Raw genomic sequence first — 18,452 nt, forward strand, 5'->3', positions numbered from 1 at the left:
ATCAATTCCCAACCTTTTTTCTTTTTAATAGCAAAAAACAAAAAAACTAGGCCGCTAAGCCTAGTTTTTACGTTTATTCACCTAAAAGTCCTTTACTCTCAAGAAAAACTTTTGCTACTTCATAGGTTGTTTTACCTTCTACCGTTACCTGGTAGTTCATATCGCGCATTTCGTCATCATTGATTTGGTTTTCTAATTTGTTTAAGATGTCTTCGAGTTCAGGGTGCTCATCAAGGGTTTCTTTTCTTAGTAGTGCTGCTCCTTGATAAGGTGGGAAGAGGTTTTTATCATCCTCAAGCACTCGGAGGTCGAATTGTTTGATTTCTGCATCTGTCGAGTATGCATCCACCAAATTGACGTCTCCACTTTCCACTGCCTGGTATCTTAGCTTAGCCTGCATGGTTGTGAGGTTAGGGAAGGTAATGCCATACACTTCCTGAATCCCAAGATAGCCATCTTCTCGGTCTGAGAATTCCAGGGTGAATCCTGCTTTAATTTCATTTTTTGCTCCATCAAGATCCGTAATGGTATTTATATCATTCGCCTCAGCAAACTCCTCTGGGACAGCTAAAGCATAGGTGTTATTAAAGCCCATTGGTTTCAAGTAAACCAGTTCGTCCTGTTCCAACAGTCCTTTTTTCGCTTGTTCAAATACTTCTTCGTCATCGATGCTTACCGGCTCTTGATCCAACAGGGTCATGATGGCCGTTCCGGAATACTCGGGGTAAATATCGATATCCTTATTTTTCAAGGCTCTATAAACAAAGGTTGTATTCCCAAGCGAAGGACGTAATTCCACACGTAAGTCTGTTTCTTCTTCAATCAATAATTTATACATGTTAATGATAATATCCGGCTCCGCTCCGATTTTACCGCTGATGACAAGATCGGCTTCGGTGGCTTTTATGATCGCAAATGGAGATAGGAAAAGGAGAACCACCACGATACCAATAATCAAGGCTTTTTTTCCAGAACCTTTTTTAGCAGCCCTTTCAATCATTCTCAACACGATATCAAAAAGAATGGCCAGGAGCGCTGCCGGAATTGCTCCGAGTAGAATGAGGGCATTGTCATTCCGGTCGATTCCAAGAAGAATGAGACTCCCCAGTCCTCCTGCTCCAATCAAAGCGACAATCGTAGCCGTTCCTATGATCAAAACCATTGCTGTACGGATCCCTGCCATGATGACCGGTAGAGCAAGCGGCAACTCCACCCGGAATAACCTTTTCATGGAGGTCATTCCCATCGCTTTAGCAGCTTCGCGTAAGGATGGATCCACTTCCTTTATCCCTGTATAGGTATTCCTCAGGATTGGCAGCAGGGCATATAAAAATAATGCGATGACCGCTGGCACAAATCCAATTCCAACAAGTGGGATGAGCAATCCCAATAAAGCAAGAGATGGAATGGTCTGTAGAACCGCTGTAACACCTATAATAGGTTCTGCAATCTTTTCCTTTCTTGTTAAGAAAACACCCAGCGGAACAGATATGAACACCGCAATGGCGAGGGCTATGACGGAAATTTGAATATGTTCAAGCAGGGCGGTCCATAGCTGGTCGCCACGGGCAGCATATAAATCCTGAAGAAATGTCATTATACTAGCCCTCCTTCCTGGCTATGAACATGAAGAAAATGCAAGACCATATCACTTGTGAGGATTCCGACCGGTTCATTTTCATGCATTACGGTGAGGGCTTTTTCTTCGCTCAATACCGCCAAAGCTTCACCAAGAGTAACACTGCTATCCACTTCCCTAGCAGGGTTTACGGCTGGATTCAATTGCAGGTCCCCCAATAATTCTTCCAATGGCTGCTGAAGAATACTGCGCCTGTTGCCGATGAATGATTTTACAAAATCATTCTTTGGCTGGTTCATAAACTCTTCAGGTGTTCCCACTTGCACGGTTTCCCCATCCTTCATCAAGCAGATCCTGTCACCTAGCGTCAATGCTTCATTCATATCATGTGTGACAAAGACGATGGTTTTTTGAATTTTCTCCTTCAAGCGCAGAAAATCCTGTTGCAATTGCTCTCTGCTAAGAGGATCAAGTGCACTGAATGGCTCGTCCATCAAAATGATGGGTGGATTTGCAGCTAAGGCCCTTGCCACGCCGACACGCTGTTGTTGCCCACCAGACAATTCAGATGGCTTGCGCTTTTTATAGGTAGATGGATCTAACCCAACCAGGTCAAGAAGTTCATCCACACGCTTAGAGATATCCCCCTTCTTCCATGACTTAAGCTCTGGGACGATAGAAATATTCTCCTCAATGGTCATATGAGGAAACAATGCAATCTGTTGCAGTACATAGCCGATATTCCAGCGCAGCTCATGAATATTATGGTCTGAGATACTTTTTCCATCAATAAGGATATCTCCATCAGTTACAGTATGTAATCGGTTAATCATTTTCAGGGTGGTGGTTTTCCCACATCCACTCGGTCCTATTAAAACAAAGAACTCCCCTTCTTTTATATCAAGATTGAAGGATCGAACCGCAGTGGTACCATCCTCATAGGTTTTCGTTACATCACGAAAGGTTATCAAAACCTGCTCACTCCCAGACATTATTTTCTCTTTATCATTTCCTAAAAGCACAAACTATAAATACCCTACTTTTCCACCTGATAAACTTCCTTTAACAATCTCTTCAGATTCTATTCCTTTCCATGGTATAATTGGGAAAGATTTTGAGGATAGAAAGGTGACAATGATGAAAAAGTTTTTGTATGCATGGTGTTTGGCAGTTTTACTTATGTTGACAGGATGTGCAGTAGAAGACGGCTCCTCCACTCAGCTTGCCAATAATTCCACCAACCACGAACCCAGTATTAATGTAAGGGAAGAAACAGAACCCAATATTGAAGAGAATCACGAATTCCCACGCACAGAGGTCCCACTTGTTAGGGTCATTGATGGCGACACCATTAAGGTGAAAATAGATGGAAAAGAAGAAAATGTGCGTTTTTTACTAGTTGATACGCCTGAAACCAGCCATCCAAGGATGAATGGGCCACAGCCTTTCGGACCGGAAGCAAAAGAGTTCATGGAAGAATTTGCAGCCGCCGGAAAACTGGAACTGGAACTAGATGTAAGCGAACGCGACCGTTATGGCCGAGTTTTGGCATATGTGTATGTGAACGGAGTGTCTGCACAAGAGGAACTTCTAAAAAGAGGGTTGGCACGAGTAGCTTATATTTATCCTCCTAATACACGCTATGTAGACCATTATCAAACCCTTCAAGAAAAGGCCCAAGCTGATGGCGTGGGTATCTGGAGTGTGGAGAACTATGCACAGGATGATGGCTTTTATCCTGAATATGTAGAAGATCCTGATTTGAAAGAATCAACAGAGAAACAGCCTGTTACGGAAAACTGTCCTGTCAAAGGAAACATCAGCTCTAGTGGAGAAAAAATCTATCATGTGAAGACTGGTGCCTTTTATGAAAGGACCATCCCCGAGGAGTGTTTTAACACGGAAGAAGAAGCAAAGAAAGCGGGCTATAGGAAATCAAAACGATAATTTCACGCATTTTAGTAAAGGAGCCCCTCGGGAGGCTCCTTTTTTCATTCATTGATCATCTTGTTCTTGCAACAACTTCTTCAGCTTTCTTGCTCTTACCACGAAAAATACGGCCCCACCCAGTAGAATAACAGTAGTCCCCATCATCGTAAAGATTTGAATTGCTTCTTTTCCTGTATGTTGGAAGGCCACGCCAATATATAAAAAAACACTGACGGTCGTTAATATCATGGCATATCTAGTATAATCTTGAACTTTTGCTTGTAACACTTTCGCATTCATCTAGAATCCCCCCATCTATCATTCACTTTAACATAGTTTGCTAGTTTTTCCGGCTTGTAATTTTTTCCGTACGGTGAGAAAAGGCTTTGTTTTTTTCCGTATTATCCCTTATTCAGAAACCTTCTTCCCACTATTCAAAGACTATACTTAGGAACTTTCTATCAATCTGTATTTTTCAAGGAGCTAAACTTTTTTCAACTGGTAAATATCGTTATAATGGAACAATAAATTAGAGAGGAGGAACGAAATTGAAAAAACTGCTCATCTCTTTTTGCCTCTTAACCTTGCTGACAGCCTGTTCCTCTGCAAGTGATACAACAGAAGAAATCATCATTGTCGACAGTCCAAGTACCCCTAATGGTGAACCTGAAGAGAATGCTAAAGACGGTACACTTTATACCAAGAAGAATAATGAGGAAAAGAATCAAGATTGAATATGGAAAAGTCCTTCCGCAACTTGGCGGAAGGACTTTTGTTTTTAAAATTGATAAATAGCAGAGTATTTTTCTTCTAGATATCGCACAAGATATTTGGCATCCAACTCTTCGCCTGTGACCTTCACAATCAACTCGTTTGGAGAATAGAGCTTACCATATTGATGGATGTTTTCTCTTAGCCACCCACGGATCGCCAGGAAGTCTCCCTGCTCGATTTTATCGTAAAAATCAGGCATTTTCTTGATGAACGTATAAAGGATTTGGGCTGCATATAGGTTTCCAAGTGAATAAGAAGGGAAGTAGCCGAATCCACCAAAGGACCAGTGTACATCCTGCAGGACACCTAATGTGTCTGTCGGCGGCGTAATTCCAAGGTACTCCTCCATTTTTTCATTCCAAACCTTAGGTAATTCCTTTACTTCATATTCCCCTGCAAATAACCCTTTTTCGATTTCATAACGAATCATGATATGAAGGTTATAAGTCAGTTCATCCGCTTCGACACGAATATAGGAAGGATCCACACGGTTTGTCGCGGCATAGAAATCTTCCAAGGAAACATCCTTTAGCTGTGCCGGGAAGTGTTCCTGTAGGTCTTTGTAGAAGAAGGTCCAGAACTCTTTACTGCGCCCAACCATATTCTCCAGAAAACGTGATTGAGACTCGTGGATCCCAAAGGAGGTTCCTCTACGGATGACCCTACCTTCAAAATCCGGGTTCACACCTTGCTCATACATGCCATGACCCGCCTCATGGATCGTACCAAAAATGGCAGAACGGACATTTTCTTTTAAATAACGGGTAGTGATGCGCACATCCCCTGTGTTGACGGAAGATGCAAACGGGTGAACCGTTTCATCGAGGCGTCCACCTTCCATATCAAACCCAATAAGTGGGAGTATATATTGGTTGAATTTCTTTTGTGCATCTATATCGTAATTTTGTGCAAAAATGTCTTCTCGTGGTTGGGACTTTGATGCTTTGATCTTATTTAAAATCTCCACGCTTTTTTCACGTAGGTCTTTAAATAGCACATCCAGTTTTTCTACCGTCAGGCCTGGTTCAAATTCATTGAGCATGGCATTGTATGGATGACCTTCATATCCATAGTACTCACCAAACTTCTTTTTGAATGTCAGCACCTTTTCGAGAACAGGGGCATAAGAAGCGAAATCATCCTTCTCACGGGCTTCTTCCCATGCCTCATTGGCATCATTGACAAGGATCACATATTCCTGGTACTCTTCAGCAGGGATCTTGCTGGATTTGTCAAAATTCTTTTTGCGTTCCGCCACACAAGCTTTTGTTGCATCATCCAATTGGGACCATACATGTTCTTCTGTCAAAAAAATCAGCAATTCTCCCATTTCATCCGAGATGGACAATTTGAACGCTTCCGTTGATAAAGTACCGCGAGCCTTCCCGAATAAGGATCTCCCCTTCTTCGGTGCTTTCGTTTTGGAGTCCCAGCTAAGCAATCCTAATACATCATTATAATGGCAAAGCTTTTCATCAAGCTTGTTGAAAGCATCCACTTTTTCTTGTATGTTTTTTTCTAAAACAGGCATGGTTGTCATGTATTCTCCCCCTAGTAAAAATAGTATGAAAATTATGTATTCTTTACCTATTATAACAGAATTTTGCCCGGGAGAGAAAATTTAATCACAACAAAGCCCTATAAGAGACTAGCTCCTATAGGGCTTGATTTTCATAGATTAACCTTCGATTGCTTGTTTTAGATCTGCAATAAGATCTTCTACATCTTCAATTCCTACCGAGATACGAACCAGTCCATCGACAATCCCAAGCTCTGCACGGCGCTCAGCAGGGATGGACGCATGCGTCATACGAGCTGGAACAGAGATAAGGCTCTCCACCGCCCCAAGGCTTTCTGCCAAAGTAAAGTATTTGATCCTCGCCAAGAGCTGATCGGCTTTCTCCGCGCTTCCGATATCAAAGGATACCATCCCGCCGAAGCCACCTGCCTGCTGCTTCGCGACATCATGATTTGGGTGTTCTTCTAATCCCGGATAATACACCTTCCCTACAAATGGGTGACTCTCAAGAAATTCTACAATTCGGCGTGTATTCTTCTCTGTCGCTTCCATGCGCAATCCCAGTGTCTTGATTCCACGCATCAATAACCAGGAATCCTGTGGTCCCAAGATACCGCCAGTAGAGTTTTGGACGAAGTGGAGCTCTTCTGCAAGTTTCTCAGAATTCACCACTACCAAACCAGCTACCACATCACTGTGACCACCAATGTATTTGGTCGCACTATGAAGGACAATATCCGCCCCAAGATTGATTGGAGTCTGCCAGTATGGTGTGCTGAAGGTATTATCGACAATTGTCAGTAATCTATGCTTCTTTGCAACCAAGCTTGCTTTCTGGATGTCCGTCACTTTCAATAATGGATTAGTTGGTGTTTCAATGAAAAGTGCTTTTGTGTTATCTTGAATGGCCGCTTCAATATTCTCCACCTTGCTTGTATCCACGAACGTGGAGCTTATTCCCATTCGGTTCAACACTTTCGTCATTACGCGGTATGTCCCGCCATAGACATCATCTGTCAAAACGACATGGTCCCCACTGTCAAACAACATCATGACAGCTGTTATTGCCGCCATTCCCGAACCGAATGCAAAGCCTGCTTTCCCGTTTTCCAAATCCTTGATTAATTCTTCTAGTGCATGACGTGTCGGATTGCCTGTACGGGAATACTCAAACCCCTTGAAGTTTCCAACACTCTCTTGTTTGTATGTGCTCACCTGATAGATCGGAGTGGATACAGCACCCGTATGTGGGTCACCAAAGATTCCACCATGTATCAATTTCGTTTTCTTATGCATATCAAATGCCCCCTTCATAAATCTTTTTGCTTAAATAGCGCTCACTGCTATCGGCAAAAATCATCACTATGTTGGTTCCGGCTTCTGCAGTTTTTGCTTCTTCCAAGGCCGCATGCAACGCTGCACCTGAAGAACTCCCTACCAATAAGCCTTCTTTTTGCGCCAACTCCTTGACGCGGTTGAACGCATCCACATCATAAACCGTGTGGATGGCGTTGAAATATGTTTCATCCATATAGCCTGGGAGGAATTCCATCCCGATGCCTTCGGTTTTATGTGGGCCTGATTGACCGCCATTCAATATAGATCCTTCCGGTTCCACGATGACGGTTTTCACATCAGGATTCTTTTCTTTTAAATACTTGGCCGTACCCATGAAGGTCCCGCCGGTTCCCGCCCCGGCTACAAACACATCCACGTTACCATCCAGTTGCTCCCACAGCTCAGGACCGAGTGTCTTATAATAGGTTTCTGGATTGGCAGGATTGCCAAACTGCTGGGGACAATAGGAATTGGGGATCTCCTTGATAAGCTCCTGAGCTTTTTCAATGGCACCCTTCATTCCCAGTGGTGTCGGTGTATGGACAATGGTTGCACCAAGAGCTTTCATAAGCTCCTGCTTTTCCACACTGAATTTCTCCGGCATGCAAACCATGACCTTATAGCTCGTTCCCACAGCCGCCAAAGCCAAACCTATGCCTGTATTTCCTGCTGTTGGTTCAATGATGGTCCCGCCTTCTTTTAGTTTGCCGGAACGTATGGCATCTTCCAATAGCTCTTTCCCTAAACGATCTTTGATGCTTCCGCCAGGATTATAAAATTCAAGTTTGGCAAAAAGACGTACCCCTTGCGGCACCTCAAAATTCGCTAACTCCACGACAGGTGTATTGCCTATCAGGCCGTGGACATTTTTAAAAACGTTCATCTTGTATCCCCCCGCACACATTCAAACTGTGTGTTAAGCGTTTTTTAGCTCGCTTAGCATATTTTCAATCAACATGGATGAATGCAATGCCGCCTTGCTTAGGAACTGATCAAAGCTGATGTTCGACTCTTTTCCAGCGATATCCGATAATGCACGGATGACCACAAACGGCACCTCAAAGGAATGACAAACCTGGGCAATCGCCGCTGCTTCCATTTCCGCAGCCTGCAACTCAGGCATTTTTTCACGAACCGCTTCTACACGCACCGGATCGTTCATGAAGGAATCGCCTGTAGCGATCAGTCCTTCCACCACCTGCATGCCGCTTACGTTTTCAGCAGCTTTTTTTGCCACTGCCATAAGTTTCGCATCCGCTTCGAATGCTGCCGGCAAGCCAGGAACTTGTCCATACTCATATCCAAATGCCGTCACGTCCACATCATGATGACGAACTTCTGTTGAAATGACCACATCTCCAACATTTAAGCTTGGAGAGAATCCGCCCGCAGAACCAGTATTGATGACCGCTTCTGGTTTGAAACGCTCTAAAAGCAACGCAGTACTAAGTGCCGCATTCACTTTCCCGATTCCTGACTTGGAAAGGATGACATCCACTCCGTTCAATGTTCCAGTATAATATTCACAACCTGCTATCGTTGTCGTTTCCATGCCTTCTATTTTCTCACGCATGATGGTTACTTCTTCCTCCATTGCTCCGATGATTGCTACTTTCATTACGAAAATCCCTCTTTTCATATTATTAGCGGATGGGCTACTCACTTCTGAAAAGAGAGAAATTACTTGCCCACCTGCTATTGTTTGATCGCTTCCATTACCCAGACAAAATGATTAAAACGCTGGAACTCCACCTTAAAACCATGTTTTTCAAAAATTTCGGTGAGGACGCCCATCGTTGTATAGTATTCCGTTCTTAAATCCTTCGCCAAATTCAGAAACGTATGCTTTTCTGCCTGTTCAATTGTCGCTCTGTACGCCTCCTCATTTTCAAAGACCGTATCAGCAAATACTATTTTACCACCTTTATCAAGTAACTTTCCATAGTGCGCCACCGCTTCTTCCTTTTCTTCATCTGTCAAATGATGAAACGCATAGGTGCTGACAATGGATCGGATCGATTCCGGTGGTGCAGGGAAACTTAAAAAGTCCCCGTCTTCAATGCTGACTGTCTGTGGCAGCTTTTCCGATGCCTTCTCCCGCATTGTTTTGGAAGGTTCAATAGCATAGACTTTATGTCCTTCTTTCAGCAGCTCGGCAGTTAGATTCCCTGTACCAACTCCGAACTCCACGACAGGACTCAGTGCCTTTGCCGCCACATCCTTTAATATATCCTCATATCCACGGAAGACCTCTGCATATTCCTGATCTTTCCCGCTTACCGTAGCATCATAATAGTTTGCCCAATCATTAAACAGTTCGACGAATTCACGCCCCATTGATGATCACTCCACCTATTCCAATAATTTATATAATTCCTATGAGTATAGTATGTTTTAAAAAAATTACTGTTCTCAATCTATCACATCTTTCTATTTTCTTCAATGAAAATGTTTGGTACGATGTACACAGAAAGCTGATAATAGGAGGATGGGAACGTTTACAATCATTCTGATTTTTCTGTAAAATAAAGCCGACGAAAGGACTAGGAATTATGAATTTTGAATTTAGTTTGTTGGAAGATAAAGTGGAGTTTTTTGAAGCACTTGACTTGAAAACATTGGAAAAGAAAATAAACGAACAAATCGACCACAATCGTGCCATTATGTTGGGCGTACATTCTGTGTCCCATCAGATGCATGTGGATGAGGAAGGTAGACGTTTTTATAGTGCAGTGGTGCATTTTAGGTTGAAAGGGAAATGATTCTGATTAGTGGAGAACGCTCGGGAGGGGGCGTTTTTTTGCTTTTACGATAAAAAGTATCTCCTGCCTTTATAGTCTCCTTCAAATCTGAGGTTTAACGATGATAAGTATTTAGAAGTAGCTGTTCTTGTCGGTAGTTGAAGGAACCAGCGTATTCCCTTATTAGTGATGACTTCTCCAATCAATAGTTTATGATCAGAAAGTGCATCAAGATGAGTGATCTTAGAGCACGCTCCACATTCTAGACAATACCATCTCGTTCTCTTTTTACGCATCGGGGTACATTTACAAGTAGTACATATCACTCCAGGTATTAACTCATGGGTCTGCATCTTATAATACCCAAGGAAATTAAACTTATCGGGAGTATGCTTTTTGATCATTAGTTTGCAGAGTTTAAGAAGTTCTTTCATACTCAAATGTTCAATAAAATGATTATCGTCCATTTCTCTTATTCTTTTTGGTAAGTTTGTATGAAAAGTGACTTTCTTTCGAATGGAGGGTGTTGTCTTAATGAGCGTGGCATTTGTATGGGTTAAAGCTATAAGACTTGAGATCGGGATCGGGGGAAAGTTATGCTTTTCAAACCAAAGTGCAAGCTGATGACTTTGCCGTGCCATTTGAGAAATGGGATCACTTAGCTTTTCTATGCCACCATTATCGGGCAAATGTCGTAAAAGTTGATTTGCTGGTTCATCAAACTCCAAAACACCATTTATATATTTTGAATCGACAATAATACAATGGGTTTGCGAAAGAAGCACTGTATCCATCTGAAAAAACCTACCTTTTGGATCTTCAAGCCTTAAACTATTAAGAATTAAATATTTGTCATCAGGCAAAAAGGTTAAAAAGTAATCCATGGCCTCCTCACCTTTATGGCCATAGAACAACCTACCATTTTCTTTTTCCATTATTGGAAATTTAGGATGGTTTTTTGGGACTCTTCGCATTCCAGCCTCATGGGCTAAAAGCCTACGGGACTTTTCTCTCTGCTTTTTGATCATTTTGTACCTCCTTTTTATGACCTTTAAAAGTATTCTCTTCCTCCCACTTGATTTCCTGCTATTAAGTAAGCTATTTTATAGCATTTTTAGCATGAGGAGTTTCAAATTTTCCTCGTGTGGATGTCTTATTTTCCAAACTCTCATTTTTATTTTCCGTTATCCTAATTTACGAGTCATTACATACAATTTTCTTTCCGTTAATTAAAAATACGAGCAGTTACGCAACATTTACGAGCCGTTCGACAAAATACCGCAGGTTCCAACACTCAGCACACCCCCTGAAATAAAAAAGACCCACCCCAAGGGATAGGTCCACCACCATGATATTCTATATTTTCATTACAACGACTTAACCTGCTCCACCTTCGTTGGCTTCCAACCTTTGTTGGTCACCCACTCCAAGTAAATTTTGAAGTTTTCACCGGTGGATTTGTTTTTAATCGAGGCTACAGCTAGGTGCTCGCTGCCGCCATTACCTAAGAAGTACAATGTATAGTCCCCACTGTTCAGGCCGGTAGCTGCATGAACGGCATCCAGTTTTTCTTTCCAGTCGACATGGCCTTCGTCATAGACGGAAGTATGTGGTTCTGACTGAGTCGTGCCGACTGGACCCCAGCCAGGATTTGTCATCGTTTTGATGACGTTAGGGTCATCGGAGTTTTCGGAAACCTCAGTTTCTGAATCGTCGGCTTCATTCGACTCCTTCTCTTTTTCCTTCTCTTCTTTTTCCTTTTCTTTCTTTGCCTCTTCGGCTTTCTTGGCTTCCTCAGATTCGGACTTTTCCTCTTCTTCTGAAGGAGCCGCTTCCTCAGAATCTGCTTCGTTCTCTTGTGTTTCGTTTAATTCTTGTTCTTCTGTTGCCAGCTGGTTTTCGCTGTCTTTTGCTGGATCATTTTTTCCAAAGAACAGAGAGGAAGCGAGAACAATAATAAATATGAATACAACACCAATCAGGATATTCAAGATCATGTTTGTTTTTTTGCGTTTGGTTGTTCGGCCGTAACGTGAGCCACCTTTGTTAAAGTTTAAAGACACGACAGTCCCTCCTAGTCAAAGCCATATATAGTATAATTACAATAGTTTATTGTACCATCAATACTATAAAAAGCACAGTGAAAAGGATTGGTATTATCGTTCCGGGTTTTCCAGATTGTACAGCTGTTGTACCATCTCCACATAGACTGATGAGACATTGTTCTCATCCAGCACGTCCAACTCTACCATCACCATGGCATATTTAGGGCTTTGGATGGGAAAATATCCTGCGAACCACCTGTTCAACAGTTCCCTGTCTCCCTCCGTAAGCTTTCCTGTCTGGGCAGTACCGCTTTTTCCGGCTACCTCATAAGGTAAGTCCCTCATCCTCCAGCCCGTGCCCGTATCTGCTGCTACCACTTCTCTCAGAAGATGTTGGAGCTGCATAATCGTATAAGGGGATAGCTTGTCTACCTTTCTGTCATGCTCTGGAAAAGTGTAGAGTGATGTACCGTTTTTATAGAGGATGTCACTGACCAGCTTCACTTCTTTTGACTTTCCTCCCCGGGCAATGGTCGCCATCATATTGGCAATGGCAAGTGGTGTCACCTTCACGTCCTTTTGACCGATTGAGGTTTGGGCCACTGCGAGCGGGACACTTTTTTCCTTATCATCTGTCCAGATGATGTTCTCCTTTTCAGAAGGGATTTGTGTGAAATCTTCAAAGCCGAACATATCTCCATGCCAACCGACTGTCCCTGTCAGCCCCAAAATTTCTGCGTACCTGTCCAACACATCCCGGTCTTTTGCCATCAGCTGTTTTCCAATTTCCCCAAAAGTATAATTGCAGCTTTGTGCGAAACTTGTTTCGAGATCAAGTGTACCCATCCGTTTCTTTTCATCCTCTAGAAGGTTTCCCCTAATATCTAAATCACAATTATACGCCATCTCTTTATCTACCATATTTTCTTCGATCGCAGCTGCTGTTACGACCGTTTTGAAAACAGATCCGGGAAAATGAGGCTCTAGCATCAAATTATGGGCACCCGGACCTTTAATAGGGTTTTCGGGATCCGCGGCAGGTCTAGAGGCCATGGCTACCACTTCATTTGTAGCAATGTCTATAACAACCAAACCACCCTTTTTCACCTGGTAGTCATCTAACACTTTTTCCGCCATCTGTTGGACATTTTTATCAAGGGTTGTCTTCACAGATAGAGGATAATAGGGGTTCGACGGTGACATATACCGAACATCGATACCAAACAGTGGACCACCAAAGCGATCTACATGATATAGAAGTTTGGTGGACCCTTCCGGAAGGATGATTTCATCAAAAGCCTGCTCCAAACCAGAAACCCCGATTGGTGTGTGTGGAGAGTAATTTTCTTTTGACACCTTATCAGGATACCGCTTCAAAAACGTGTCTGCATCTTCTCCGGTCATACCTATTACGTGCTCAGCGATATTATCCTCGAGTTTGAACTGACGATACAACGCAACCACGCCTGGATAGTCGAGATCATTAATCTTCTCCATCTTCTCTTCCGTCAGGCTTTCTGAAAGCACTACCGGCTTCTCAGCATCCGCAAGCAAACGATCAATTTCATTGGGGCTCATTCCGAGAATGCGTCCAAGTTCATCCTTAGGCCAATCAAGTCCGTTTAAAAAAGGAAACAAAATGACACTTGGGAAATAGTCGTGAGTTAGCGGTAACCCATTTCGGTCAATGAACCTGCCACGCCCTTCATCAATGACGAGGGATTGTGTCCGTTGCTTGACACTCGCTTCGATAAGGTTAATATGGTCTTTTGTAAAGGATTCGGTGCTGATTAGCTGCACTTGAACAAGCCTGCCGATTAGCAGGCTTAACAGCAGGATCACACAGATTCCAAGTTTGTTGATTCTCCCTCTGATTAACCGTTGCATAAAAAAACACCTCATCAACATTGTTGACGAGGTGCGGTTTTTTTAATCAAGTAGGCTATTTTCTATAGAAAGTCGATGCTATTGGCTTGTAAGGTTGACCCTTTCTTTAACTTTACAAATTGCACCAACCTTAACGTAAACAGTCTAAGTCTTATTTTACTGAAACGATTTTCACGTTCATTTCTCCGCCTGGAGTTTGAATGGTTACTTCATCGTTTACACGTTTGCCCATAAGGGAGCTTCCCATTGGGGATTCGTTGGAGATGTTGCCTTCGAATGGATCAGCTTCAGCACTACCAACGATAGTGTAAGTTTCTTCTTCGCCATCTGGAAGCTCAACAAATGTTACTGTCTTTCCTAGACCTACTGCATCTGTTTCCTTGTCTTCCTGGATGATTTTTGCGTTACGGACCATTTGCTCAAGAAGCGTGATACGGCCTTCCACGAATGCCTGCTCTTCTTTTGCGGAATCGTACTCGGAGTTCTCGGAAAGGTCTCCGAAGCTTCGTGCTATCTTAATACGTTCTACCACTTCTTTACGTCTTACGGATTTCAGGTTCTCTAATTCTTGTACAAGCTTGTCTTTACCAGCTTGTGTCATTGGATATACTTTCTCTTGTGCCATGACTATTCACTCCTTCAAGTAATTGCATTCCCCAATTTACGTGTATCAATATGACAACTTCGTCAAAAGCCTATGTAAATGTGGAAAAAGATGTACCCATTTAATGGAATACATCGTCGTCCCTTCCACAATTGGAAAATTCTCTAGCTTCTCATATGTTATTACAAAATCTCTTTTTGTTCAAGAATTGTTTGAATTTTTGTTACCATCAAGTCGATGGCAACGTGGTTTTGTCCACCTTCAGGGATAATAATATCTGCATATCTCTTCGTCGGTTCGATGAATTGGTTATGCATCGGTCGGACTACGGTTACATATTGTTCGATGACAGAATCAATGGTACGTCCACGTTCCTTGATGTCTCGAAGCATGCGGCGGATGATGCGGATGTCGGCATCTGTATCCACAAAAAGCTTTATATCCATTAAGTTACGCAAACGCTCGTCTTCTAATACCAAAATTCCCTCTACAATAATTACATCCTTCGGTTCTACTTCTATCACCTGGGAGGATCTTGTATGAAGTGTGTAGTCATATACCGGCTTTTTCACGGTATCATATTGTAATAAGTTCTCAATGTGCTCAATCAACAGATCGTTGTCGAATGCAAGCGGATGATCATAGTTGGTTTTCAATCTCTCTTCCATTGGTACATCTGCTTGATCCTTGTAATAGTAATCCTGTTCTAGCATCAGGATGGATTTCTCTGTAAAATGGTCAAAAATTGCTTTCGTTACACTAGTTTTTCCTGAGCCAGAACCTCCGGCCACCCCGATTACGATCGGTTTCTTCCCCATTTCCTTACTGCCCCTTTCGCATCATGTTATTTGGATAGACCGGTTTTTCCACTCTGAACTTCACGATCTGCAATGGGTGACGGGCCGCATCTAATTCATTACCCTTTTCATCCCATATTCTCTCTATCTTCTGGGTGAAGTTATCCATTTCAGGTCCGAAAAATTCGACCTCTTCCCCAGGCTTGAAATAGTTTCGTTGTTGCAACGTTACCATTTTCGTTTCCGCGTCATAGTCAAGTACCTGTCCCACAAAGTCAAAGGCAGTCTTCTTGCTATGGTTACCAAACATCTGCTCTTTATACCCTGGAACACCTTCAAAGAACGCAGGCGCCGTTTCACGGTTTGCACATTTATCAAGTTCTTCTAGCCATTCTTGTTGGATGACAAAGTTCTCTGGGTCTGCACAATATGCATCAATCACTTTGCGGTACACACTCACGACTGTAGCCACGTAGTGAATGGATTTCATACGCCCTTCAATTTTCAAGCTGTCAATTCCAAGCTCTATCATTCTTGGAATGGATTCAATCAACTTCAAATCCTTAGGACTCATAGCGAATGGGGCATCGTTTTCAGCAAACAATGCTTTCTCTTCTCCGTCTTTCAGCTCATACAAATCGTAATCCCAACGGCAGGACTGGCAACAACCTCCTCGGTTAGAGTCACGTGCTGTCATATGATTACTTAGCGTACAACGTCCGGAATAGGCGATACACATAGCACCGTGGATGAACGTTTCAATCTCGATGTCCACCTTTTCTTTCATTTCACGGATCTCCTCCGCACTTGTCTCACGAGCAAGCACGACACGCTCCAATCCTTCCTCTTTCCAGAACTGGACAGCTTTCCAGTTGGACAAGGATTGCTGAGTGCTAAGGTGTACTTCAAGCTTAGGAGCCACTCTGCGGCAGGTTTCAATAATAAGCGGGTCTGCAACGATGATACCATGGACCCCAGCTTTTTCGATCCCGATCAGATACTCATCCAGGCCATCCATGTTTTCGTTATGGGCGAATATATTAGTAGTAACGTATATTCTTGCCCCAAATCTTTCCGCAAACTGTACCCCTTCCGCCATTTCCTCAAAAGTGAAGTTGCCGGCGTTGGAGCGCAGTCCATATTCCTGTCCACCGATGAAAACGGCGTCTGCCCCATACTGGACAGCAATTTTCAGTTTTTCGAGATTACCTGCAGGTGCAAGTAATTCGGGCTTTTTTACAATAACACGCTTGCCATCTACTATTTTTGAAATTTTATCATTCACATAGGTTTTCATAAAAGGTTACCTCCTTTTCTACTTAATAAACTGTTTCCTTGAAGAAGAATCCTGTATCCAACCGGCGGTGATCCTGCTGCAGCTCTTCGAGTTCACTTAGAAGATCATCTTTGATTTCTTCATATTGCTCTCTATCTTCCACGCACATATCGATCGCTTTACGGTAGCGTTTGGTCACTTCCACCATATATTCAGGAGTTTGGAGCACCCCATCAATTTTGAAGCTGTCCACTTCTGCATCAATCATTTCTTCTAATTCATCGATGATGCACATATCATTCGGACTCATAATATGGGTTCCATTCTCATCTTCATACACAGGATATTTGTTGTTACGTTCTTTATCGTGGAGAAGCATCGCTCTTTCTTTTCCTTTTTCCACTTCCATTGTTTTTCCTTGGTATTCAAAGTAGTGCCCAATTAGGGAACGCTTAGATTGGAACATACAGGTCATGCCATGTACCTGTACTTCTATTTCCACTTCTGCATTTTCTTTGATTTCCACAATGGAATCCATGTTTATTTCCCGGGCCAGAACCGCACGCTTTGAACCTTTTCTACCCCAATAATTACAGGTATAGTAATTGGTTGCCGTCGTTTCTGTATTCCAGTGTAGCTTCATATCTGGCGCAACTTCCTTCGCAGCCATCAACACCGCTGGATCCCCAAAGATTACGGCATCTGCATTCGCTTCGTTCAAAAATTGCAGGTAATCGGAGAGTTCTTCCACTTTTTCGTTATGAAATAGTGCATTCATAGCCATATAGACCTTTTTGCCCTGAGCATGTGCAAGCGTAATCGCCTCTTTCACTTGATCTCTTCCAAATTCCCCAGCCAGGCGCAGGCCATAACGTTGTTCGCCGATGACAAATGCATCAGCACCAGCATCCATCAGGTCTTTCATATTTTCCAAATCAATTGGAGTCACTAACAATTCCGGTTTCTTCATATTCTTTCACCTCTTTTTTTACTGATGGCAATTCCATCTCCCACAGGCAGGATGGTAGTTATATAATCTGGATGTTCCATCAGCCATCTGTTATAGCGGTCAATTTTTTTAACGAGATTTCTTATTCTTTTCGGTTCAATGGTTTCCTGGTTCTCTGCAACCAGTCCACGGAACAGTACATTATCAGTAATGATGACACCCATGTCATTCAATAGAGGCTCATACATCGTAAAAAAGCGCTCATACTGACCCTTTGCTGCATCCACAAAAATAAGATCAAAGGGTCCTTGCTGTGCTACTTGTGCCTGAACCTCTAGGGCATCCCCAAAAATCAACTCAATACGGTTGGAAAGCCCAGCCTCGGCGATATGCTGCTTCGCTTGTAGGTACCTCTGTTCATCACGTTCGATTGTTACGATAGTCACACCCGGTATTGCTTGTGCCATACGAATCGCTGAGTATCCAATTGCAGCACCGATTTCAAGGATTCGCTTTGGTTGCGACAGTCTTAACAGCTGAAGCAGTGTCTCCATACCAACAAGGTCCATAATCGGAACATTATCTGATTGTGCAAGCTTTTCCATCTTTGTAACTAAATCGTTTCTGGTGGGGACAAGGGAATCAAGATAAGTAATTACTTTATTTTCATTGGCTTCCAATCTAGGCAGCCTCCTTCTTCTATTTAAACAAGGGATAGGAAATATGCAGTTGAACGAATCCCCTTCTAGTTTCAGTGCAAGATGTGAGACTCCGGCGGGAGCGGTAAGTTGAGACCCCTGAAGCGTTGTGAGGAGGCTCAAGCATCGCCCTCTGGATAAGCGAACATCTCGGACGGAAGTCTAGAGGCGAATTACAGGTAAGTAGTTTCCATAAACAAAGAAAATAGAGGTGACCTCACAGGAGGAACCCTCTTAATTTTAAAAATACTTTTCAGTTCAAAACAACTCGATATATTTTATCACAAAAAAAAGGGAAATGCGAATTAATTTCGCA

General features: G+C 42.8%; 19 protein-coding genes. 3 read left to right on the forward strand and 16 right to left on the reverse strand.

The features are described from left to right. Nucleotides 1-73: 73 nt before the first annotated feature. Both MKY77_RS16960 and MKY77_RS16965 read right to left on the reverse strand, forming a co-directional pair. Nucleotides 74-1,597 carry an ABC transporter permease/substrate-binding protein gene (locus tag MKY77_RS16960; RefSeq protein ID WP_339146972.1) on the reverse strand — a complete coding sequence of 508 codons (1,524 nt, stop codon included), beginning with the start codon at nucleotides 1,595-1,597 and terminating at the stop codon, nucleotides 74-76. Then, a complete protein-coding gene (locus MKY77_RS16965) occupies nucleotides 1,597-2,550 on the reverse strand; it encodes an ABC transporter ATP-binding protein (RefSeq protein WP_339146973.1) in 954 nt (317 codons plus the stop codon). The genes MKY77_RS16960 and MKY77_RS16965 overlap by 1 nt, the downstream gene beginning before the upstream one ends. A 193-nt stretch (nucleotides 2,551-2,743) precedes the next feature. On the opposite strand from MKY77_RS16965, the gene MKY77_RS16970 reads away from it, so the two are divergent. Next, the gene (locus MKY77_RS16970; RefSeq protein WP_342515387.1) at nucleotides 2,744-3,526 is read left to right on the forward strand and encodes a thermonuclease family protein; all 783 of its coding nucleotides are present in this window, start codon (nucleotides 2,744-2,746) and stop codon (nucleotides 3,524-3,526) included. Nucleotides 3,527-3,574: 48 nt separating this feature from the next. Here MKY77_RS16970 and MKY77_RS16975 read toward each other — a convergent pair whose 3' ends face one another. After that, nucleotides 3,575-3,808 (reverse strand): YrhC family protein, encoded by a 234-nt coding sequence (locus MKY77_RS16975; RefSeq protein WP_339146975.1) that lies wholly within the window; start codon nucleotides 3,806-3,808, stop codon nucleotides 3,575-3,577. A 248-nt stretch (nucleotides 3,809-4,056) separates the two neighbouring features. On the opposite strand from MKY77_RS16975, the gene MKY77_RS16980 reads away from it, so the two are divergent. Next, nucleotides 4,057-4,242, forward strand: coding sequence for a hypothetical protein (locus MKY77_RS16980; protein WP_339146976.1), 186 nt, complete (start codon nucleotides 4,057-4,059; stop codon nucleotides 4,240-4,242). A gap of 44 nt (nucleotides 4,243-4,286) precedes the next feature. Here MKY77_RS16980 and MKY77_RS16985 read toward each other — a convergent pair whose 3' ends face one another. From MKY77_RS16985 to MKY77_RS17005, 5 genes are all read right to left on the reverse strand, one after another. Beyond that, the gene (locus MKY77_RS16985) at nucleotides 4,287-5,822 is read right to left on the reverse strand and encodes a carboxypeptidase M32 (protein WP_339146977.1); all 1,536 of its coding nucleotides are present in this window, start codon (nucleotides 5,820-5,822) and stop codon (nucleotides 4,287-4,289) included. A 138-nt stretch (nucleotides 5,823-5,960) separates the two neighbouring features. Continuing rightward, a complete protein-coding gene (locus MKY77_RS16990; RefSeq protein WP_339146978.1) occupies nucleotides 5,961-7,097 on the reverse strand; it encodes a bifunctional cystathionine gamma-lyase/homocysteine desulfhydrase in 1,137 nt (378 codons plus the stop codon). 1 nt (nucleotide 7,098) lies between these two features. Next, nucleotides 7,099-8,022, reverse strand: a complete 924-nt coding sequence (locus tag MKY77_RS16995) for a cysteine synthase family protein (protein WP_339146979.1) — start codon at nucleotides 8,020-8,022, stop codon at nucleotides 7,099-7,101. A 33-nt stretch (nucleotides 8,023-8,055) separates the two neighbouring features. Continuing rightward, a complete protein-coding gene (gene mtnN, locus MKY77_RS17000; RefSeq protein WP_339146980.1) occupies nucleotides 8,056-8,757 on the reverse strand; it encodes a 5'-methylthioadenosine/S-adenosylhomocysteine nucleosidase in 702 nt (233 codons plus the stop codon). A gap of 77 nt (nucleotides 8,758-8,834) precedes the next feature. After that, nucleotides 8,835-9,476, reverse strand: coding sequence for a class I SAM-dependent methyltransferase (locus MKY77_RS17005; protein WP_339146981.1), 642 nt, complete (start codon nucleotides 9,474-9,476; stop codon nucleotides 8,835-8,837). 215 nt (nucleotides 9,477-9,691) lie between these two features. Between MKY77_RS17005 and MKY77_RS17010 the strand changes: the two genes are divergently transcribed. Beyond that, entirely contained in the window at nucleotides 9,692-9,901 is a 210-nt protein-coding gene (locus MKY77_RS17010) for a YrzA family protein (protein WP_148979855.1), read from the forward strand. A 44-nt stretch (nucleotides 9,902-9,945) separates the two neighbouring features. Here the strand turns inward: MKY77_RS17010 and MKY77_RS17015 are convergent, their stop codons facing one another. From MKY77_RS17015 to MKY77_RS17050, 8 genes are all read right to left on the reverse strand, one after another. Continuing rightward, nucleotides 9,946-10,908: a nuclease-related domain-containing protein gene (locus MKY77_RS17015; RefSeq protein WP_339146982.1), complete on the reverse strand. Its 963-nt coding sequence runs from the start codon at nucleotides 10,906-10,908 to the stop codon at nucleotides 9,946-9,948. A gap of 339 nt (nucleotides 10,909-11,247) precedes the next feature. After that, entirely contained in the window at nucleotides 11,248-11,943 is a 696-nt protein-coding gene (locus tag MKY77_RS17020; protein ID WP_339146983.1) for a YrrS family protein, read from the reverse strand. A 93-nt stretch (nucleotides 11,944-12,036) separates the two neighbouring features. Further along, on the reverse strand, nucleotides 12,037-13,812 hold the full coding sequence (locus MKY77_RS17025; RefSeq protein ID WP_339146984.1) for a penicillin-binding protein 2: 1,776 nt from the start codon (nucleotides 13,810-13,812) through the stop codon (nucleotides 12,037-12,039). Between the two features lie 151 nt (nucleotides 13,813-13,963). Then, entirely contained in the window at nucleotides 13,964-14,437 is a 474-nt protein-coding gene (gene greA / locus MKY77_RS17030; RefSeq protein WP_237663715.1) for a transcription elongation factor GreA, read from the reverse strand. Between the two features lie 161 nt (nucleotides 14,438-14,598). Continuing rightward, nucleotides 14,599-15,234: a uridine kinase gene (udk, locus tag MKY77_RS17035; protein WP_237663714.1), complete on the reverse strand. Its 636-nt coding sequence runs from the start codon at nucleotides 15,232-15,234 to the stop codon at nucleotides 14,599-14,601. Nucleotides 15,235-15,238: 4 nt separating this feature from the next. Beyond that, nucleotides 15,239-16,510: a U32 family peptidase gene (locus tag MKY77_RS17040; RefSeq protein ID WP_339146985.1), complete on the reverse strand. Its 1,272-nt coding sequence runs from the start codon at nucleotides 16,508-16,510 to the stop codon at nucleotides 15,239-15,241. 22 nt (nucleotides 16,511-16,532) lie between these two features. Beyond that, a complete protein-coding gene (locus MKY77_RS17045) occupies nucleotides 16,533-17,459 on the reverse strand; it encodes a peptidase U32 family protein (protein WP_339146986.1) in 927 nt (308 codons plus the stop codon). Next, nucleotides 17,456-18,118 (reverse strand): O-methyltransferase, encoded by a 663-nt coding sequence (locus MKY77_RS17050; RefSeq protein WP_339146987.1) that lies wholly within the window; start codon nucleotides 18,116-18,118, stop codon nucleotides 17,456-17,458. The genes MKY77_RS17045 and MKY77_RS17050 overlap by 4 nt, the downstream gene beginning before the upstream one ends. Between the last annotated feature and the right edge of the window lie 334 nt (nucleotides 18,119-18,452).

It is taken from the genome of Sutcliffiella sp. FSL R7-0096, from assembly GCF_038595065.1.
Lineage (GTDB): Bacteria > Bacillota > Bacilli > Bacillales > Bacillaceae_I > Sutcliffiella_A.

What these genes read in the sequence shown, in the direction of transcription:
- MKY77_RS16960 (WP_339146972.1), bottom strand. Translation starts at nt 1,597, where the DNA reads ATGACATTTCTTCAGGATTTATATGCTGCCCGTGGCGACCAGCTATGG.
- MKY77_RS16975 (WP_339146975.1), bottom strand. Translation starts at nt 3,808, where the DNA reads ATGAATGCGAAAGTGTTACAAGCAAAAGTTCAAGATTATACTAGATAT.
- MKY77_RS16985 (WP_339146977.1), bottom strand. Translation starts at nt 5,822, where the DNA reads ATGACAACCATGCCTGTTTTAGAAAAAAACATACAAGAAAAAGTGGAT.
- MKY77_RS16990 (WP_339146978.1), bottom strand. Translation starts at nt 7,097, where the DNA reads ATGCATAAGAAAACGAAATTGATACATGGTGGAATCTTTGGTGACCCA.
- MKY77_RS16995 (WP_339146979.1), bottom strand. Translation starts at nt 8,022, where the DNA reads ATGAACGTTTTTAAAAATGTCCACGGCCTGATAGGCAATACACCTGTC.
- mtnN (WP_339146980.1), bottom strand. Translation starts at nt 8,757, where the DNA reads ATGAAAGTAGCAATCATCGGAGCAATGGAGGAAGAAGTAACCATCATG.
- MKY77_RS17005 (WP_339146981.1), bottom strand. Translation starts at nt 9,476, where the DNA reads ATGGGGCGTGAATTCGTCGAACTGTTTAATGATTGGGCAAACTATTAT.
- MKY77_RS17010 (WP_148979855.1), top strand. Translation starts at nt 9,692, where the DNA reads ATGAATTTTGAATTTAGTTTGTTGGAAGATAAAGTGGAGTTTTTTGAA.
- MKY77_RS17015 (WP_339146982.1), bottom strand. Translation starts at nt 10,908, where the DNA reads ATGATCAAAAAGCAGAGAGAAAAGTCCCGTAGGCTTTTAGCCCATGAG.
- MKY77_RS17025 (WP_339146984.1), bottom strand. Translation starts at nt 13,812, where the DNA reads ATGCAACGGTTAATCAGAGGGAGAATCAACAAACTTGGAATCTGTGTG.
- greA (WP_237663715.1), bottom strand. Translation starts at nt 14,437, where the DNA reads ATGGCACAAGAGAAAGTATATCCAATGACACAAGCTGGTAAAGACAAG.
- udk (WP_237663714.1), bottom strand. Translation starts at nt 15,234, where the DNA reads ATGGGGAAGAAACCGATCGTAATCGGGGTGGCCGGAGGTTCTGGCTCA.
- MKY77_RS17040 (WP_339146985.1), bottom strand. Translation starts at nt 16,510, where the DNA reads ATGAAAACCTATGTGAATGATAAAATTTCAAAAATAGTAGATGGCAAG.
- MKY77_RS17045 (WP_339146986.1), bottom strand. Translation starts at nt 17,459, where the DNA reads ATGAAGAAACCGGAATTGTTAGTGACTCCAATTGATTTGGAAAATATG.